The following is a 17134-nucleotide window of genomic DNA, read 5'->3' as shown; positions in this document are numbered from 1 at the left end:
CTTCGACTCTCAACAAAGCAATCAGTTCGCCACTAAGCTAATTAGAGAGGGTTTCGCCTTCACCGTCCATCCCGCTGACGGGAAAGGGGCTGCATCAAACATCACGGGCGCGTTAGGATGGCGCGAAGTCGAGGCCCAGGAAAAAAGCAGCCTCGTTCAGGATTTGCAGTAACGAGGATAATCATGACGGATTTTGCCAACGCCATTCCGACCGCCGTTGATATCGTGCGGCGCGAAAAATGCTACGAGGGTTTCTACAAACTCGAACGCGTGCACTTGCGCCACGAATTGTTCGCCGGGGGCATGAGCCGTGAGATCAATCGTGAAGTGTTCGTTCGCCATGATGCGGTCTGCATGCTGCCTTACGATCCGCAGCGCGATGAAGTGGTGCTGATCGAGCAGTTTCGCGTCGGCGCCATGGGCAAGACCGACAACCCGTGGCTGATCGAACTGGTCGCTGGTCTGATCGACAAGGATGAAGTGCCGGAAGCAGTTGCTCACCGCGAAGCGCAGGAGGAAGCTGGGCTGGAAATCGGGGCGCTCTGGCCGATGCTCAAATATTTTCCATCGCCGGGCGGCAGTAACGAATTCGTGCATTTGTACCTGGGGCGTTGTGACACTACCGGGGTTGGCGGCCTGCATGGGCTGGAGGAAGAGGCAGAAGACATCCGCGTCACGGTCTGGGCTTTCGAAGATGCCCTGCAAGCCGTGCGCGACGGGCGTATTGCCAACGCGGCGAGCATCATTGCCTTGCAATGGCTGGCTTTGAACCGCGTTGAAGTGAGGGGGTTATGGTCGTAAACAAGCTGCGCGATCGCTATCGGGTAGATCTGGTGGGGCTGCAAGCGTCCTGCGAGGCGAACTACGCGCGCCTGATGCGACTGCTGCCGGACATGCGCAGCGAGCCTGCCGCGCGGCGCATCGCCGTGACCCATGGCGACCAGATGCTCGGCGTGCTGGCCCTGGAGGTATTGCTGACCTGTCCTTACACCACGACCCTGCAAGTGCGCCAGGAACACAGCCTGCCGTGGCTGCCGGTGCCGCAACTGGAAGTGCAGGTGTATCACGACGCACGCATGGCCGAAGTGGTCAGCGCCGAACATGCACGACGCTTTCGCGGCATCTATCCTTACCCGAACGCCTCGATGCACCAGCCGGACGAAAAGGCCCAGCTGAACATGTTTTTGGGCGAATGGCTGAGCCATTGCCTGGCGCTGGGGCATGAGTACGAGGTCGTACGTTAACGGCGAAGCGCAGTTGTGAACTGCGTCAGGTTCACGGATTTCCCCTTTCGATCGTCCCCCAGCATAATTGCGGCACCTACCCATCCCCGTGATCACGCCCTGGGAGAACGCCTTGCCGAGCGTATCCACATTGACCACCGCCGATCCGGCGTTGCTGGTGCAACTCTCCGACAGCCATCTGTTTGCCGAAGCGGACGGTGCGTTGCTGGGCATGAACACCCGCGACAGCCTGCAAAAGGTCATCGAGCTGGTGCGCGCGCAACAGCCGCAGATCGATTTGATCCTGGCCACGGGTGATCTGTCCCAGGACGGGACGCTGGCGTCCTACCGGCAATTTCGCGAGATGACGCGCCAGCTCGATGCGCCGGCGCGCTGGATTCCCGGCAATCACGATGAGCCGCAGATCATGGCCGAGGCGGCGGTGCAGAGCGCTTTGCTCGAACCTGTGGTGGATATCGGCAACTGGCGGGTCACGATGCTCGATTCGGCGGTGCCGGGCTCGGTGCCGGGATATTTGCAGGATGAACAGCTGCAGTTGCTCGCCCGCTCGTTGAGCGAAGCGCCGGAACGCCATCATCTGGTGTGCTTCCACCATCACCCGGTGTCCATCGGTTGTGCCTGGATGGAACCGATTGGCTTGCGCAATCCCGAGGCGCTGTTCGCCGTGCTGGACCGTTTCGAACAGGTGCGCGCGGTGTTGTGGGGGCATGTGCACCAGGAAATCGATCAGAGGCGCAATGGTGTGCGATTGATCGCCTCGCCCTCGACCTGCATCCAGTTCGAGCCGGGCAGCGAGGATTTCAAGGTCGGGGAACAGGCGCCGGGGTATCGCTGGTTGCGACTGCTGCCCGATGGGCGGCTGGAAACCGGGGTAGAGCGTGTCACCGGGTTCGATTTCACTGTGGATTACGGTTCCAACGGCTACTGATAAATCCCCTGTAGGAGCTGCCGCAGGCTGCGATCTTTTGACTTTGTTGTTAAAAGCAAGATCAAAAGATCGCAGCCTGCGGCAGCTCCTACACAGGCGCATTCATTTCAATTCATGCTGGCCCAACATCCACGGACAGCCTGTAAACTGCGCCTTTTTAGCGACGCACAGGGAACTCAAATGTCCGGTTCGATCCTTTATATCCACGGCTTCAACAGCTCGCCGTTGTCGAAGAAGGCCTGCCAGTTGGTCGAGGTGATGGAACGTCTGGGCCTGAGCGAACAGTTGCGCGTTCCGGCATTGCACCACCACCCACGCCAGGCTATCGAGCAACTGGAGCAGGCGATCGCCGAACTGGGACGGCCACTGCTGGTCGGCAGCTCCCTCGGCGGCTACTATGCCACTCACCTGGCCGAGCGCCATGGCTTGAAAGCCCTGTTGATCAACCCTGCCGTCAGCCCGCACCGGATGTTCGACGGCTATCTGGGGACGCAGAAAAACCTGTATACCGAAGAGGCCTGGGAGTTGACCCACGACCACGTGACGGCCCTGGCCGAGCTGGAAGTGCCGGCACCCCGGGATCCGCAGCGTTATCAGGTATGGTTGCAGACAGCTGACGAAACGTTGGACTATCGTCTCGCCCAGCAGTATTACCGGGCATGCGCCTTGCGTATCCAGGCCGGTGGCGACCACAGTTTCCAGGGTTTTGCCACGCGATTGCCGGCCATGTTGAGTTTTGCCGGCATTGGTGCCGATTTGTATCAGGCAATCGATTTCAGCGCATTGTGAGCGATAGCCCCATGAATTCTTTTTTCACCGAACACTGACGACGAGACCCCATGGCCACTCCCAGCGCTAGCTCTTATAACGCCGACGCCATCGAAGTCCTCTCGGGCCTCGACCCGGTGCGCAAACGCCCCGGCATGTACACCGACACCAGTCGGCCGAACCACCTTGCCCAGGAAGTCATCGACAACAGTGTCGACGAAGCCCTGGCCGGGCATGCCTCATCGGTACAGGTGATCCTGCATGCCGACCATTCCCTGGAAGTCAGCGATGACGGCCGTGGCATGCCGGTGGACATTCACCCCGAGGAAGGTGTTTCGGGCGTCGAGTTGATCCTCACCAAGCTTCACGCCGGTGGCAAGTTTTCCAACAAGAACTACCAGTTCTCCGGCGGTTTGCACGGGGTGGGTATTTCCGTGGTCAACGCCTTGTCCACCGAAGTGCGGGTGCGGGTCAAGCGTGACGGCAACGAGTACCAGATGACCTTCAAGGATGGCTACAAGGCCACCGAACTGGAGATCGTCGGCACTGTCGGCAAACGCAACACCGGCACCAGTGTGTTCTTCGCACCGGATCCGAAATACTTCGACTCCCCGAAATTCTCCATCAGCCGCCTCAAGCACGTGCTCAAGGCCAAGGCCGTGTTGTGCCCGGGGCTGCTGGTCAGTTTTGAAGACAAGGCCACCGGCGAGAAAGTCGAATGGCATTACGAAGACGGCCTGCGTTCCTACCTGGTGGACGCGGTCAGCGAATTCGAGCGCCTGCCGGACGAGCCGTTCTGCGGCAGCCTGGCCGGTAATAAGGAAGCGGTGGATTGGGCGCTGCTGTGGCTGCCCGAAGGTGGCGACGCGGTACAGGAAAGCTACGTCAACCTGATCCCGACCGCCCAGGGCGGTACCCACGTCAACGGCTTGCGCCAAGGCCTGCTCGACGCCATGCGCGAGTTCTGCGAATTCCGCAGCCTGTTGCCGCGCGGCGTGAAGCTGGCGCCGGAAGACGTCTGGGAACGCATTGCCTTCGTTCTGTCGATGAAGATGCAGGAGCCGCAATTCTCCGGCCAGACCAAGGAGCGCCTGTCGTCCCGTGAGGCGGCGGCGTTCGTCTCCGGTGTGGTCAAGGATGCGTTCAGCCTGTGGCTCAACGCCCACCCGGAAACCGGCATGCTGCTGGCGGAACTGGCGATCAACAACGCCGGCCGTCGCCTCAAGGCCAGCAAGAAGGTCGAGCGCAAACGCATTACCCAGGGCCCGGCGCTGCCGGGCAAGCTGGCCGACTGTGCCGGGCAGGACCCGATGCGTTCCGAGCTGTTCCTGGTGGAAGGTGATTCCGCCGGCGGCTCGGCCAAGCAGGCGCGGGATAAAGAGTTCCAGGCGATCCTGCCGTTGCGCGGCAAGATCCTCAACACCTGGGAAGTCGACGGCAGCGAAGTGCTGGCCAGCCAGGAAGTGCACAACATCGCCGTGGCCATCGGCGTCGATCCGGGTGCGGCCGACATGAGCCAGCTGCGCTACGGCAAGATCTGCATCCTCGCCGACGCCGACTCCGATGGTCTGCACATCGCGACCTTGCTGTGCGCCTTGTTCGTCCAGCACTTCCGCCCGCTGGTGGATGCCGGTCACGTCTACGTGGCCATGCCGCCGCTGTACCGTATCGACCTGGGCAAGGAAATCTACTACGCCCTGGATGAAGCCGAACGCGACGGCATCCTCGATCGTCTGGTGGCCGAGAAGAAGCGCGGCAAGCCACAGGTCACCCGATTCAAGGGTCTGGGTGAAATGAACCCGCCGCAGTTGCGTGAAACCACCATGGACCCGAACACCCGGCGTCTGGTGCAGTTGACCCTGGAAGATTTCGAGGCGACCTCGGAAATGATGGACATGCTGCTGGCGAAGAAGCGCGCTGGTGACCGCAAGACCTGGCTGGAGTCCAAGGGCAACCTGGCCGAGGTGCTGGGCTGATGCGTCTGGGCTTTGCCCTGGCCTGTGCGTTGCTGCTGACGTCGATTACGGTATCTGCCGAGCCGGCGCCACAGCTGCGCCTGTTGTCCGGGCATGTCGTCGACAGCATGCGCGGTGGCAACCTGTCCGGGCTGGCGCAGTGCGGCAATGACCTGTGGGCTGTTTCCGACCGCGACGATGATCAGATCTATCGCCTCGATACCAGCGGACCCGCCTGGCAGGCCGAAGCGGTGCATATTGACGTACCGCCGGTGCCTGACAGCGGTTTGCCCTGGGGGTTGAGGTCTAGTGTCTGGGGGGCTTCGTTCGTGCGTGGCGGCGATCTGGACTTCGAAGGCATCACCTGCGACAGCGCCGGCAATCGCTACATCGTCAGCGAAGGCCATGCCGCGGTCTTGCAAGTGCCGCCCACGGGGCCTGCTACCTGGCTGAAAATTTCGCCGATGATGGTTCGCGAGGCGCGGGCCAGTGGCCTGTTGTTGCAATTCAACGCGCTGTTCGAAGGGCTGACGGTCAATCCGGCGGGTGATCAGCTGTGGCTCGCCGCCGAGCGTCAAGGCCGTGGGCTGCTGATGATCAAGCGCAAACAGACGTTGTGGGATTGCGACGGTGGCTGCGTGCTGCTGAGCGAGGCGGGCATGGAAATGCAACCCGAGCAGTTTCCCCGCGCCAAAGCTGTCTCGCAGGATTTCTCTGACCTGTCGCTGTTCAACGGCAAGCTGTTCACCCTTGAACGCAACGCCTATCGGATTTGTCGCCGGGATCCGCAGACGGCCAGGGTCGAGCGCTGCTGGTCGTACGCCGCCGAGTTGCTGCAGGAAAACCGTCGTTATCCACAGAACTACGGGTTGGAAGAAGCGTTGATCGTGGATGCCGATGGCGCCTGGATTGGTGTTGACAACAATTTTGGCGCCCGTGTCGATGGCGAAGTGCGTCCGGTGGTCTGGCGTTTCGCTGCGCCGGAAGGTGGCTGGAGTGCCAAGCCATGAGCCGACAAACGCCGGGTCAGCGCATCGGCCGGGTGTTCATGGTGCTGGCCTGGTGCGCAGCGCTGTTTCTGGCCACGCGGTTTTTCGCTCAGTGGGAAGCGCGGCAGCAAAATCCGAACGTGGTGGTCAGCTCGGAGCAGGGCGAAGGTTTCATCGAGGTGAAGCTGGTCAGCAATGTGCAGGGGCATTTCGTTGCCAGCGGTCAGATCAACGGCCAGCCGGTGGACTTCATGCTCGATACCGGGGCGACCGATGTGTCGATTCCGGCGGACCTGGCCAAGCGTTTGAAGCTCGAAGAAGGATTCGGCGTGACCCTGAGCACAGCCAATGGCCTGAGCCAGGGCTATCGCACCCGTATTGAACGCCTGCAACTGGGCGACATCGTGCTGCGGGATGTGCGCGCACTGGTGGCCCCGGGGCTGCATGGCGATCAGGTGTTGCTCGGCATGAGCGCACTGAACAAACTTGAATTTACCCAGCGCGGTGGCACCATGCTGCTGCGCCAGACAACGAACCGATGAGGCCCGCATGAGCGACTCCCTTGATCTCAGCCTTGACGGTGTAGAACGCCGGTCACTGGCTGACTTCACCGAAAATGCCTACCTCAACTACTCCATGTACGTGATCATGGACCGTGCCTTGCCGCATATCGGCGACGGTCTGAAACCGGTACAGCGGCGTATTGTCTACGCCATGAGCGAGCTGGGGCTGGACGCCGATTCCAAGCACAAGAAATCGGCGCGTACCGTCGGTGACGTGCTCGGTAAATTCCACCCCCACGGCGACTCGGCCTGCTACGAAGCCATGGTGCTGATGGCCCAGCCGTTCAGCTATCGCTACACGCTGGTCGACGGCCAGGGCAACTGGGGTGCGCCGGATGATCCCAAATCCTTCGCCGCCATGCGTTACACCGAAGCGCGGCTGTCGCGTTATTCCGAAGTGCTGCTCAGCGAGTTGGGCCAGGGCACGGCGGACTGGGGTCCGAACTTCGACGGCACGCTGGACGAGCCGCTGGTCCTGCCGGCCCGTTTGCCGAACATCCTGCTCAACGGCACCACCGGCATCGCCGTGGGCATGGCCACCGACGTGCCGCCGCACAACCTGCGCGAAGTCGCCACGGCGTGCGTGCGTTTGCTCGATGAGCCCAAGGCCACGGTCGAACAGCTCTGCGAGCACATCCAGGGCCCGGATTACCCGACCGAAGCGGAAATCATCACCCCGCGCGCCGACCTGCTGAAAATCTACGAAACCGGTCGCGGCTCGGTGCGCATGCGCGCCGTGTATCACATTGAAGACGGCGACATCATCGTCACCGCGTTGCCGCATCAGGTCTCGGGTGCCAAGGTGCTGGAACAGATCGCCGCGATGATGCAGGCCAAGCCGTCCAAGGCGCCGCAAATCGCCGACCTGCGCGACGAATCCGACCACGAAAACCCGTGCCGGATCGTGATCATTCCGGGGGCGCGCAAGAACTTCGACCACGATGCCTTGATGCAACACCTGTTCGCCAGCACCGAGCTGGAGTCGAGCTACCGGGTCAACATCAACATCATCGGCCTGGACGGCAAGCCGCAGCTGAAAAACCTGCGGGCGTTGCTGGTCGAATGGCTGGAGTTCCGGGTGCAGACCGTGCGTCGTCGCCTGCAATTCCGCCTCGACAAGGTCGAGCGTCGCCTGCACCTGTTGGACGGTTTGCTGATTGCCTACCTCAACCTGGATGAAGTGATCCACATCATCCGTACCGAGGAGCAGCCACGGGCCAAACTGATCGAACGCTTCGCCCTGAGCGAGATCCAGGCCGACTACATCCTCGACACCCGTCTGCGTCAGTTGGCGCGACTGGAAGAGATGAAGCTGCGTGCCGAGCAGGATGAACTGCTCAAGGAACAAGCCAAGCTGCAAGCCCTGCTGAGCAGCGAAGCCAAGTTGAAGAAACTGGTACGCACCGAGCTGATCAAGGACGCCGAAACCTATGGTGACGACCGTCGTTCGCCGATTGTCGAGCGCGCCGAGGCCAAGGCCCTGACCGAGCACGACCTGCTGCCGAACGAGAAAGTGACGGTCGTACTGTCGGAAAAAGGCTGGATTCGTTCCGCCAAAGGCCACGAGATCGATGCCACCGGGCTTTCCTACAAGGCCGGGGACGGTTTCAAGGCGCTGGCCGCCGGGCGCTCCAACCAGTTTGCCGTGTTTATCGACTCCACCGGCCGCAGTTATTCGGTGGCCGCCCATACCTTGCCGTCGGCCCGTGGCCAGGGCGAACCGCTGACCGGTCGCCTGACACCGCCGCCGGGAGCGAGTTTCGAATGCGTTCTGATGCCGGAAGATGACGCGTTGTACGTGATCGCCTCCGACGCCGGCTACGGTTTCGTGGTCAAGGGCGAGGACCTGCAAGCCAAGAACAAGGCGGGCAAGGCCCTGTTGAGCCTGCCGAACAACGCCAAGGTCATGCTGCCGCGCCCTGTGGCCGATCGTGAGCAGAACTGGCTGGCGTCGGTGACGACCGAAGGTCGCCTGTTGATCTTCAAGATCAGCGACCTGCCACAATTAGGAAAAGGCAAAGGCAACAAGATCATCGGGATTCCCGGTGAGCGAGTGGCCAGCCGCGAAGAGTATGTGACGGACATCGCCGTATTGCCGGACGGTGCAACACTGGTGTTGCAGGCCGGGAAACGTACCTTGTCACTGAAAGCGGACGACCTCGAACACTACAAGGGTGAACGTGGCCGTCGTGGCAACAAGCTGCCGCGTGGCTTCCAGCGGGTAGATGCGCTGCTCGTCGAAAACCTGAATTAGGCGACTTAGAAGCGCCGAACTACGATTTAACCCGTAGTTCGGCGCTTTGCGCTGGAGTCGGAACGAATATTCACGGATGATATGGCCTTTCAAGCGCCGGCACTGCCGCGCGTTCTTCATATTTGTTGAGTATTTTCACTGTGATCAGCCTTTTAGCGATCACCTGGATGGGACGATGACTGCTCTGCGCCTTCCTTTTATTCTTATGCTCGCCGGCATTCTTGGCCTGGCGGGTTGCAGCGTTCACCAACCGGTGTCGTTGTATCAGCTGGACGCTGGAACCCCGGTTCAGCCTGCACAGAACGCGGGCATGGCGGTATTGTTGGGCCCGGTTACCGTGGCCGACTACCTGCAGCGCGAAACCCTGTTGCAGCGTCAGCCGGATGGCAGCTTGCAAGCATCGACCGACGGTCGTTGGGCCGGGAGCCTTTCGTCGGATATCGATCAGTTGCTGCTGCGTCAAGTCGCAGGTCACCTGGACAGCCAGCGCGTAGTGCTGGCTCCGGCAACATTGGGCTTCACCCCGGACGTTCAGGTGCTGCTGACCATCACGCGCCTGGATTCCGGTGCAAAACAACCGGCGATCCTTGATGCGCAATGGCGCCTGATCGACCGTCGCGGGCAGGTCCGTGATAATCGCATCATCCATTTGCAGGAACAGCATGCCGGTAGTACGGCGGCTCAGGTCCAGGCACAGGGCGTGTTGTTGCAACGCCTGGCCGAGGAATTGTCGGTGGCGCTCAAGCCGCTGGCCAATCAGCCGCCGATCGCCGAAGTCCCGCGTAAAGCGCCAGCCAAGGCGCCTGCACCTGCGGTAGAACAGGAAAAGCAGCCGAAGATCCCAATGGCCGCGCCTATTCGTACGGATATGGAAGTGTTCCGCTTCTAAGCCTGAACTGAAGCTGCCTCCCTTATAAAGCCCGCCTTGTGCGGGCTTTATTGTTTTTGCAGGCTGGTGATCTTTAGTGTGGCTGGTGGCCTCATCGCGAGCAGGCTCGCTCCCACAGGGGATCTTCAGTGAGCACTCCGTTGTGGTAAGCCCGGATCAATTGTGGGAGCGAGCCTGCTCGCGAAGGCGTAGGTGCAGACAACAAAAAAGCCCGCAGACGATCACTCATCTGCGGGCTTCTTCATAACGGGGCGATTAAGCCCGGCGTTCGTGCATCCGCGCCAGTTGCCGTTCAAGCATCGATGGATACGGCTCCATCAACCGCTCCACGCAGCATGCACCTTCAGGGCTGGCAATCGGGCGGATCCGTGCGCGCTGACGGATCAACGCGTCGTCGCTGATCTTGCGCTCCACCAGCAGCAGGTTGCGGCTGTGCTGCGACAGGGCCAGGGCGTCCTGGGCGGAGTCGGTCAGCAGCAGGTCGATCTGGCTCAGGCCAAACAGTTCGTCGCCCAGGGTCAGGCCCAGCTGCAATTGCAGGGTGATGCCGCTGTCCGCGACTTCGATCTGCAGCTGGTGCCCCAGGGCCCGTAGCAGCTCGCCACAGCAAATGGCGTTGGTCAGGTAATCGTCGCCGCTGTCTTCGGTGTGGAACAGCATCAACGTGCTGCCATCGTTCAAAGTCTCCACTTCGCCTTGATACAGCGATGCGGCCTGGTCGAGGCAGTCGCGATAGCGCTCCAGCAGTTCTTCAAGGCGCGCCCGCGGCAGGCGTCGCAGTTGCTCCTGGGAACCCAGTTGTACCGCCAGTACCGCGCTGTGTTGCGGCACGCTCGGCGTGGCCTTGCGAATCACCGGTTGCGGGGTGCTGTCCAGCGACTCGTCGCGCAGATCGGCGAACGGGTCCTCGTCATCGTCGTCTTCGACGGTGCTGACGATCTGCCGTGGCGCCGGCTTGAGCGCCGCTACCGGGCGGCTCTCGTCGAAACTCGGATCGCGCAGGTTGCGGACTTCGAAGGCCGGGTCGGCCTCGTCATCGACGTCGTCGAATTCCGGTTCCGGCACAGGGGCGGGCTCCGGGGCGAAGTTGGCGTGCAGCTGACGCGCCAGGTCGCCGATTTCGTCCTGGCGGTCGGTGGCCGGGGTGTATTCATCGATATTGCGCAGCCACACCCGCAATTGCAGCAGGGGTGTTGAGAGATACCGCCCCATGCGCAGGCTCAGGGCCAGGGACAGGGCCAGCAGGATGGCGCTGAGGATGCCCATGCTTTGCAGGCTGATGGTCATCGGCTGCTGGAACTGGTCCATGTCCAGGCTGATGCGCAATTGCCCGGCGGTCACGTCCTGGAAGGTGATCTTGCTCTGGTACATGCCTTCGGCTTCGCCCAGCAGGCCATGCTTGGGACGCTGGCCGGATTCGGCAAGGATGCGGTTGTCCGGACTGTAGATGGCGGCGTGGGCCACCAGCTTGTTCTTGGTCAGGTTATTGAGCAGCACATTGAGGCTGAGGATGTCGTTGGACACCAACAGCTCCGTGGCCGAAGTGGCCGTCTGCGTCGTCAGGCTTTCGCCCAGCGCATCCGCCTGCTCGTGCATGGCCTGCTTGAACTGCAAGCCCATCACACCGGCATAGATGACCAGGGCCAGGGCGACCAGGATCACGTTATGGCTGGCGATGCGCAATGCAATCGGTACACGGCGGTGGCGCAGTGCCCGGAAGATCAGCAGGAAGAAGTTATCGGTTTTTACTGGCGTGGGCCGGTTCACTTGAGCTCGGCTCTTTTGTCCGTGAAGTTGACGCGCAGTATAGCGACAGGCCCTAGACCGTCAAAGCGCTCACGGTGCCCGATGGTCACTGAAAGTGGGTAGAATGCGGTTTTTTTCCACCTGCGGGGGTGCGCCTTGCGCGAAATCGTCCTGATAAACATCACGGGAGTCGACCGTCCGGGTCTGACTGCGGCCATTACCGGCGTTCTGGCCCAGGGTGGTGTGAACATTCTCGACATCGGTCAGGCGGTGATCCACGACACCTTGTCGTTCGGCATCCTGGTTGAAATTCCCGATACCGAACAAGGCAAGTCCGTGCTCAAGGACATCCTGTTCAAGGGCTACGAGCTCGATCAACAGGTACGTTTCACGCCGGTGTCCGAACAGGATTACCAGCAGTGGGTCGGCAACCAGGGCAAAAAGCGCCACATCGTGACCCTGTTGACCCGCAAGGTGACAGCCGGTCAGTTGCAGGCCGTGAGTTCGATCACCGCCAAATATGGCCTGAACATTGACCACATCGATCGTCTGTCCGGGCGCATGCCGCTGGACACCCCGGCCGACAAGGGCAAGGGCTGCATCGAGTTTTCAGTGCGTGGCGAGGCGGCTGATCCGCAGGCACTGCGGGCCGAATTCCTCAGCGTCGCCCAGGAACTGAACGTCGACATCGCCTTCCAGGAAGACTCGCTGTTCCGTCGCAACCGTCGCCTGGCGGTGTTCGACATGGACTCGACCCTGATCGAAGCCGAAGTGATCGATGAGTTGGCCAAGGCGGCTGGCGTGGGTGACAAGGTTTCGGAAATCACTGAGCGGGCGATGGCCGGCGAACTGGACTTCCGCGCCAGTTTCAAGGAGCGCCTGGCCCTGCTCAAAGGTCTGGACGTTGGCGTGCTGGACTCCATCGGTGCCTCGCTGCGCCTGACCGAAGGTGCTGAAACCCTCTTCGCCGAACTCAAGCGCCTGGGCTACAAGACCGCGATCCTGTCGGGCGGCTTCACCTACTTCGCCAAGCAATTGCAGGCCAAGCTGGGTATCGACTATGTGTTCGCCAACGAACTGGAAGTGGTCGACGGCAAAGTCACCGGCGTGGCGGTCGAGCCGATTGTCGATGCACAGCGCAAGGCGGATTTGCTGAAGGAGTTGGCACACAAGGAAGGCTTGCGCCTGGAGCAGACCATTGCGGTCGGCGACGGTGCCAATGACTTGCCGATGCTGGCGATTGCCGGGTTGGGCGTGGCGTTCCGCGCCAAGCCGCTGGTCAAGCAGTCGGCCAAGCAGGCGATTTCCACTTTGGGTCTGGATGGTGTGCTGTACCTGCTGGGCTTCCGCGATCGCGACGGCCAGCTGTAACACCGAAAAACACCTGTGGGAGCGAGCTTGCTCGCGATGAACCTGAGAACAACGCGGGTATTCAGGAAGCCCGCGTCATCGTTGGCGACCATCGCGAGCAGGCTCGCTCCTACAGTGAATGGCGGTGTCTATCAGGCTTTTGGTGAGCCCATGCCCTGACCCATCTGCACCGCTGTACCCGCAGTCATTTCCTCAGTCCACTTCACCTGATCCGGTCCGAACAGCACGACGGCGGTCGAACCCAGCTTGAAGCGACCCAGTTCCGCACCTTTTTCCAGATGGATCGGCGCGCGCGCGGCTTCGTCGTAGCGGAAGGTTTTCAGCTCGCGCTTCGGCGGCGTGACCAGGCCGGCCCAGACGGTTTCAATCGATGCAACGATCATCGCACCCACCAGCACCACGGCCATCGGGCCGCGCTCGGTGTCGAAAATGCACGCCACGCGCTCGTTGCGGGCGAACAGTTCCGGAACGTTTTCAGCGGTGGTCTGGTTGACCGAGAACAGGCGACCCGGGATGTAGACCATCTCGCGCAGGGTGCCGGCCAGCGGCATGTGCACGCGGTGGTAGTCCTTCGGCGACAGGTAGATGGTCGCGAAGTCACCGCCCATGAACGGCGCAGCATTCGCCGCATCGCCACCCAACAGTTCCAGCACGCTGAAGCTGTGACCCTTGGCCTGGAATACACGACCGTGCTCGATCGGGCCGAGCTGGCTGATCGCGCCGTCGGCCGGGCTGAGGATCGCGCCCGGCGTTTCGTCCAGCGGACGGGCACCGTCTTTCAGTGCGCGGGTGAAGAACGCGTTGAAGTGCTCGTAGGCAGTCAGGTCTTCGACCAGCGCCTGGGACATGTCCACCTGATAGCGCTTGGCGAACCAGGCGGTAAAGGCATTCTTGAACCAGCGCACGCGGCATTCGGCGATGCAGCCGGCCAGTCGCGAGAGCAAGTTGTGGGGCAGCAGGTACTGGCCGAGGAGAAACAGACGCTTGTTCATTAACAGTCCTTAAAAATCTTGAATTTCTACCGGGGTATCGGGATGGTTGCCCCATTCGCCCCAAGAGCCGGCGTAGCCCTTGACCCTCGGATAACCGAGAGCCTTGGCCACCAGATAGGTGAAGCCAGAACGGTGGTGGGTCTGGCAGTGGGTAATCACTTCTTTGTCTTTGCTGATCCCGAGTTGTTCGAGGATCTGCGGCATGTCGGTGCGGATGCGCAGCTGGCGCGACTGATCCATGCCGGCGGTCCATTCGAAATTGACCGCGCCGGGAATGTGCCCGCCCTTGGCCGCCAGGACCTTCTCGCCGGAATACTCCAGCGGCCCGCGTGCGTCCCAGATGGCCAGGTCGGCGGCGCCGAGGCGGCTTTGCAGGTACTCACGGGTGGCGGTGGGTTCGTCGTGCAAGGTCAGAGAAACCGGGCCGCCCACGGCTGGCGGGATCTGGATCGACATGGGCAAACCTTCTGCCAGCCAGGCCGTCAGGCCGCCGTCGACATAGTGGTACTTGCTGTGGCCGATGACATCCAGCAGCCAGATGAAGCGTCCGGCCCAACCGCCGCCTTCATCGTCATACACCACGTAGACCGCATCGGGATTGTGTCCCAGCTCGCCAAACAGTGTTTCGAGTGCTGCCTGCGGGGGCATCAGTCCCGGGGCGGGTGCCTGCCCCAGCTGTGTGCGTTTCGGATCGACAAAGCGCGCGCCGGGAATGTGCCCCTCGGCGTAGCGGGCGGGACTGGTCAAGTCCACCAGAATCAGTTCGCGGGCGTCGAGGCGAGGGAGCAAGTCGCTCGGCTCGATCACCAGCGGCAAGCCAGAGAAGTCAGACATGTGAGGTCTCCAGAGCACAAAAGGGAGGATTGTAGCGCAGCCTTATTGGCCTCGGTTGCTAAAGCTGTGCAGGGCTTTCTCGATGCACTGCGCGGTTTTGCCGAAGGCCTGTACGGAAACTTCCGAAAACGGCCCGCCGCCCTGATCCGCCACGACGATCATGATCACCCGGCCATTATTGACCAGCGAGCGCAGCAGCAGGTGTTCGCCACTGAACTGTAAGCGCAGGCTGTTGGGCAGCAGGGCCGAGAGTTGCGCGTTGTTGGCCGGCGTCAGGCGGACCTGGGCCTGTTGCGCGAGCAGGCGTTGCAATACGTTGCTCTGGCTGACTACGAAGTTCAGCCCGGCCGTTTCCTTCGGCAGGCCGGCCGTCTGGTGCACGCGCAGGTTGGCATGGGTACGGTCGGCCATCAGGATCATCACCCGACGCATGCCGCAGGCCACCAGAGCATCGCGGGCGGCGATGGTCAGGTGCATGGCGTTGGTGAACCGACTCGGCTCGACCAGCAATTCGGCGCATTGCTTGCGCCATTTCGCCAGATCTTCGGCGGTGGGTGCCGCGGCCGGTAGCAAACCTGAGTGGACACGGTTCATGCCCCACGGCCAGATCAGCGATTCGGCGGGGTGCCAGAGGTCGGGCATGGCGTGATGGCGCGCGCTGTTGGCGGCTTGCTGGTGCAGTTGTTGTTGCACCTCATCCATCGGCATTTGCAGGTAAAGGCTGGTCAGGTACTGCCAGCGTTCACTGTGCGGGCTGTCCCAGGCGTGTTGTGCCGACAGCGCCAGACCGTTGGCCAGCAGCACCGTATTGGCCGGTTGATTGAGCCAGCGGCGCAGGGTCGGATCGTCATCGAGGCGGTTCTGCTGGCGCAACGGGTGCTCGCTGTCACGGGCGATGCGCAGGACTTTCACCAGCTCCCGCTGCTCGGTGAGCAACAGGCGATAGCCCTGTTGCACCCAGATCGGCAAGCGCCAGACTTCCACCAGCGCCTGACCGATGTCCAGCAGGCGTGCGCCAAACAATTGCTTTTCGACTTTACGTGCCGACTCACCTTTATGGATGACCCGCAGCTCCCAGTCTTCGAGCAGTTTTGGATGGGTCAGCGCCAAAGGCCACAGGGGCGAAAGAAACAGCAGGCTGCCCCAGTGGATGTCCTGCCACAGGCGCGCCAGGCGACTGGCAAAAAAACCATTGGCCTGTTGCGTGGCGTGCTGGCTGATCATCTGCAGCTGACGCAAGGCTTTGGGGATTTCGAACTGGGGTTCGGCGGGCAGCCGCGCGAGCAATTCTTCGGTGCGTTTCAGGCCGAGGCGATTGATCGCAACCTCAAGGTTTTCCGCCGGCTCGGTCATGCCGCCGTGGGTGTGCCGGTTGGCTTCGCGAATCACGCTCAAGGCCAGGGCGGGGCTGCCTTGCATGAGGTCGGCGATATCGCGCAGCGAGCTGCGATTGTCGCGGATGGCCTTGCAGACACGGTCGTGGCTGGCTTGCGGGACGGGAAGGCGTACGCCATCGAGCAGCTTGACCCAGCCTTCGAGCGTCGTCGGTTTTGGTGTTGGAACGTTCGTTTCGTTAACCATGGTGGGAGGCGATCATCGTCAACAATACCTGTGCCCGGAAGGGGTCAAATTAGCTTTTCGCCTGAACTGGCTATAGTCTGGCGCAGTTTTGCCGATAAGTAGAAGAAGAGATTTTTTAACTTCCGAATATGACCTTGAACCCGACTCAGTAAGTGCTCTCCTAACCTATGGCTAAAATTATCGGCATCATCGTCGTATTCGCGAGCGTGCTCGGCGGATACGTGCTTTCCCACGGCAAGATTGCCGCTCTGATCCAGCCTTTCGAGGTCATGATTATTGGCGGTGCAGCCCTCGGCGCATTCTTGCAGGCCAACCCCGGCTACATGACGATGCACGTGCTCAAGAAGTCCCTGGGCATGTTCAGTTCGCGTTTCAACCACGCCTTTTACCTTGAAGTGCTGGGCCTGATCTACGAGATCCTCAACAAGAGCCGCCGCGAAGGCATGATGGCCATTGAGGGCGACATCGAAGATGCCGCCGCGAGCCCGATCTTCGCCAAGTACCCGGCGGTCCTCAAGGATGAGCGCATGACCGCGTTCATCTGTGATTACCTGCGCATCATGTCCTCCGGCAACATGGCCCCGCACGAGCTGGAAGGCCTGTTCGACATGGAGCTTTTCAGCCTCAAGGAAGACCTGGAACACCCCTCCCACGCGGTCAACGGCATCGCCGACGCCATGCCCGGTTTCGGTATCGTCGCGGCGGTACTGGGTATCGTGGTGACCATGGCTTCGCTGGGTGAAGGTGACCAGAAGTCCATCGGCCTGCACGTCGGTGCGGCACTGGTCGGTACCTTCTTCGGTATTCTCGCCGCCTACGGTTTCTTCGGCCCGCTGGCCCATTCCCTGGCCCACGATGCCAAGGAAGAACTGAACGTCTACGAAGCCATCAAGGCCTCGCTGGTGGCTTCGGCTTCCGGCATGCCGCCATCGCTGGCCGTTGAGTTCGGGCGCAAGGTCCTGTACCCGGCGCACCGTCCAAGCTTCGCCGAGCTGGAACAAGCGGTTCGCGGTCGTTAAG

Annotated in this window: 15 protein-coding genes; 11 read left to right on the top strand and 4 right to left on the bottom strand. The window is 61.5% G+C overall.

Annotated features, from left to right (window positions below; all coding sequences use genetic code 11):
• Positions 1 to 183 precede the first annotated feature (183 nt).
• The 9 genes from AC3WJW_RS04535 to AC3WJW_RS04495 all read left to right on the top strand — a co-directional run bounded on the left by AC3WJW_RS04535 (position 184) and on the right by AC3WJW_RS04495 (position 9590).
• Entirely contained in the window at positions 184 to 801 is a 618-nt protein-coding gene (locus AC3WJW_RS04535; protein ID WP_015093209.1) for an NUDIX domain-containing protein, read from the top strand.
• Positions 792 to 1244: a DUF1249 domain-containing protein gene (locus AC3WJW_RS04530; protein ID WP_007977461.1), complete on the top strand. Its 453-nt coding sequence runs from the start codon at positions 792 to 794 to the stop codon at positions 1242 to 1244. Before AC3WJW_RS04535 ends, AC3WJW_RS04530 begins: the two co-directional genes overlap by 10 nt.
• Before the next feature lie 112 nt (positions 1245 to 1356).
• Entirely contained in the window at positions 1357 to 2172 is an 816-nt protein-coding gene (cpdA, locus tag AC3WJW_RS04525; protein WP_493725262.1) for a 3',5'-cyclic-AMP phosphodiesterase, read from the top strand.
• Between the two features lie 180 nt (positions 2173 to 2352).
• A complete protein-coding gene (locus AC3WJW_RS04520) occupies positions 2353 to 2961 on the top strand; it encodes a YqiA/YcfP family alpha/beta fold hydrolase (RefSeq protein ID WP_007977463.1) in 609 nt (202 codons plus the stop codon).
• A 50-nt stretch (positions 2962 to 3011) separates the two neighbouring features.
• Positions 3012 to 4916, top strand: a complete 1905-nt coding sequence (gene parE, locus AC3WJW_RS04515) for a DNA topoisomerase IV subunit B (protein WP_007977465.1) — start codon at positions 3012 to 3014, stop codon at positions 4914 to 4916.
• Positions 4916 to 5905 (top strand): esterase-like activity of phytase family protein, encoded by a 990-nt coding sequence (locus tag AC3WJW_RS04510; protein ID WP_493725261.1) that lies wholly within the window; start codon positions 4916 to 4918, stop codon positions 5903 to 5905. Before parE ends, AC3WJW_RS04510 begins: the two co-directional genes overlap by 1 nt.
• A complete protein-coding gene (locus tag AC3WJW_RS04505; protein WP_493725260.1) occupies positions 5902 to 6426 on the top strand; it encodes a retropepsin-like aspartic protease family protein in 525 nt (174 codons plus the stop codon). The genes AC3WJW_RS04510 and AC3WJW_RS04505 overlap by 4 nt, the downstream gene beginning before the upstream one ends.
• A 7-nt stretch (positions 6427 to 6433) precedes the next feature.
• The gene (gene parC / locus AC3WJW_RS04500; protein ID WP_015093214.1) at positions 6434 to 8701 is read left to right on the top strand and encodes a DNA topoisomerase IV subunit A; all 2268 of its coding nucleotides are present in this window, start codon (positions 6434 to 6436) and stop codon (positions 8699 to 8701) included.
• Between the two features lie 175 nt (positions 8702 to 8876).
• Positions 8877 to 9590, top strand: a complete 714-nt coding sequence (locus tag AC3WJW_RS04495; RefSeq protein ID WP_493725259.1) for a PqiC family protein — start codon at positions 8877 to 8879, stop codon at positions 9588 to 9590.
• Positions 9591 to 9845: 255 nt separating this feature from the next.
• Here AC3WJW_RS04495 and AC3WJW_RS04490 read toward each other — a convergent pair whose 3' ends face one another.
• A complete protein-coding gene (locus AC3WJW_RS04490) occupies positions 9846 to 11357 on the bottom strand; it encodes an AhpA/YtjB family protein (protein WP_493725258.1) in 1512 nt (503 codons plus the stop codon).
• A gap of 135 nt (positions 11358 to 11492) precedes the next feature.
• On the opposite strand from AC3WJW_RS04490, the gene serB reads away from it, so the two are divergent.
• Positions 11493 to 12707 carry a phosphoserine phosphatase SerB gene (gene serB, locus AC3WJW_RS04485; protein WP_007977477.1) on the top strand — a complete coding sequence of 405 codons (1215 nt, stop codon included), beginning with the start codon at positions 11493 to 11495 and terminating at the stop codon, positions 12705 to 12707.
• 131 nt (positions 12708 to 12838) lie between these two features.
• Here the strand turns inward: serB and asd are convergent, their stop codons facing one another.
• Genes asd through AC3WJW_RS04470 form a run of 3 tightly spaced genes read right to left on the bottom strand, consistent with a single transcriptional unit; the run spans position 12839 to position 16114 of the window.
• A complete protein-coding gene (asd, locus tag AC3WJW_RS04480) occupies positions 12839 to 13699 on the bottom strand; it encodes an archaetidylserine decarboxylase (protein ID WP_493725257.1) in 861 nt (286 codons plus the stop codon).
• Positions 13700 to 13708: 9 nt separating this feature from the next.
• Positions 13709 to 14533, bottom strand: a complete 825-nt coding sequence (locus AC3WJW_RS04475) for a rhodanese-like domain-containing protein (RefSeq protein WP_493725256.1) — start codon at positions 14531 to 14533, stop codon at positions 13709 to 13711.
• Positions 14534 to 14575: 42 nt separating this feature from the next.
• The gene (locus tag AC3WJW_RS04470; RefSeq protein ID WP_493725255.1) at positions 14576 to 16114 is read right to left on the bottom strand and encodes an HDOD domain-containing protein; all 1539 of its coding nucleotides are present in this window, start codon (positions 16112 to 16114) and stop codon (positions 14576 to 14578) included.
• 167 nt (positions 16115 to 16281) lie between these two features.
• Between AC3WJW_RS04470 and motA the strand changes: the two genes are divergently transcribed.
• On the top strand, positions 16282 to 17133 hold the full coding sequence (gene motA, locus AC3WJW_RS04465; RefSeq protein ID WP_493725254.1) for a flagellar motor stator protein MotA: 852 nt from the start codon (positions 16282 to 16284) through the stop codon (positions 17131 to 17133).
• Position 17134 lies beyond the last annotated feature (1 nt).

It is taken from the genome of Pseudomonas sp. GW821-FHT07G06, assembly GCF_058986625.1.
This window is presented reverse-complemented; position numbering and strand designations above follow the sequence as displayed.

Excerpts from the sequence above, each read along its gene's own strand:
- AC3WJW_RS04510 (WP_493725261.1), top strand. The coding sequence starts at position 4,916 with ATGCGTCTGGGCTTTGCCCTGGCCTGTGCGTTGCTGCTGACGTCGATT.
- parC (WP_015093214.1), top strand. The coding sequence starts at position 6,434 with ATGAGCGACTCCCTTGATCTCAGCCTTGACGGTGTAGAACGCCGGTCA.
- AC3WJW_RS04535 (WP_015093209.1), top strand. The coding sequence starts at position 184 with ATGACGGATTTTGCCAACGCCATTCCGACCGCCGTTGATATCGTGCGG.
- motA (WP_493725254.1), top strand. The coding sequence starts at position 16,282 with ATGGCTAAAATTATCGGCATCATCGTCGTATTCGCGAGCGTGCTCGGC.
- parE (WP_007977465.1), top strand. The coding sequence starts at position 3,012 with ATGGCCACTCCCAGCGCTAGCTCTTATAACGCCGACGCCATCGAAGTC.
- AC3WJW_RS04520 (WP_007977463.1), top strand. The coding sequence starts at position 2,353 with ATGTCCGGTTCGATCCTTTATATCCACGGCTTCAACAGCTCGCCGTTG.
- AC3WJW_RS04470 (WP_493725255.1), bottom strand. The coding sequence starts at position 16,114 with ATGGTTAACGAAACGAACGTTCCAACACCAAAACCGACGACGCTCGAA.
- AC3WJW_RS04475 (WP_493725256.1), bottom strand. The coding sequence starts at position 14,533 with ATGTCTGACTTCTCTGGCTTGCCGCTGGTGATCGAGCCGAGCGACTTG.
- AC3WJW_RS04505 (WP_493725260.1), top strand. The coding sequence starts at position 5,902 with ATGAGCCGACAAACGCCGGGTCAGCGCATCGGCCGGGTGTTCATGGTG.
- AC3WJW_RS04495 (WP_493725259.1), top strand. The coding sequence starts at position 8,877 with ATGACTGCTCTGCGCCTTCCTTTTATTCTTATGCTCGCCGGCATTCTT.
- AC3WJW_RS04530 (WP_007977461.1), top strand. The coding sequence starts at position 792 with ATGGTCGTAAACAAGCTGCGCGATCGCTATCGGGTAGATCTGGTGGGG.
- asd (WP_493725257.1), bottom strand. The coding sequence starts at position 13,699 with ATGAACAAGCGTCTGTTTCTCCTCGGCCAGTACCTGCTGCCCCACAAC.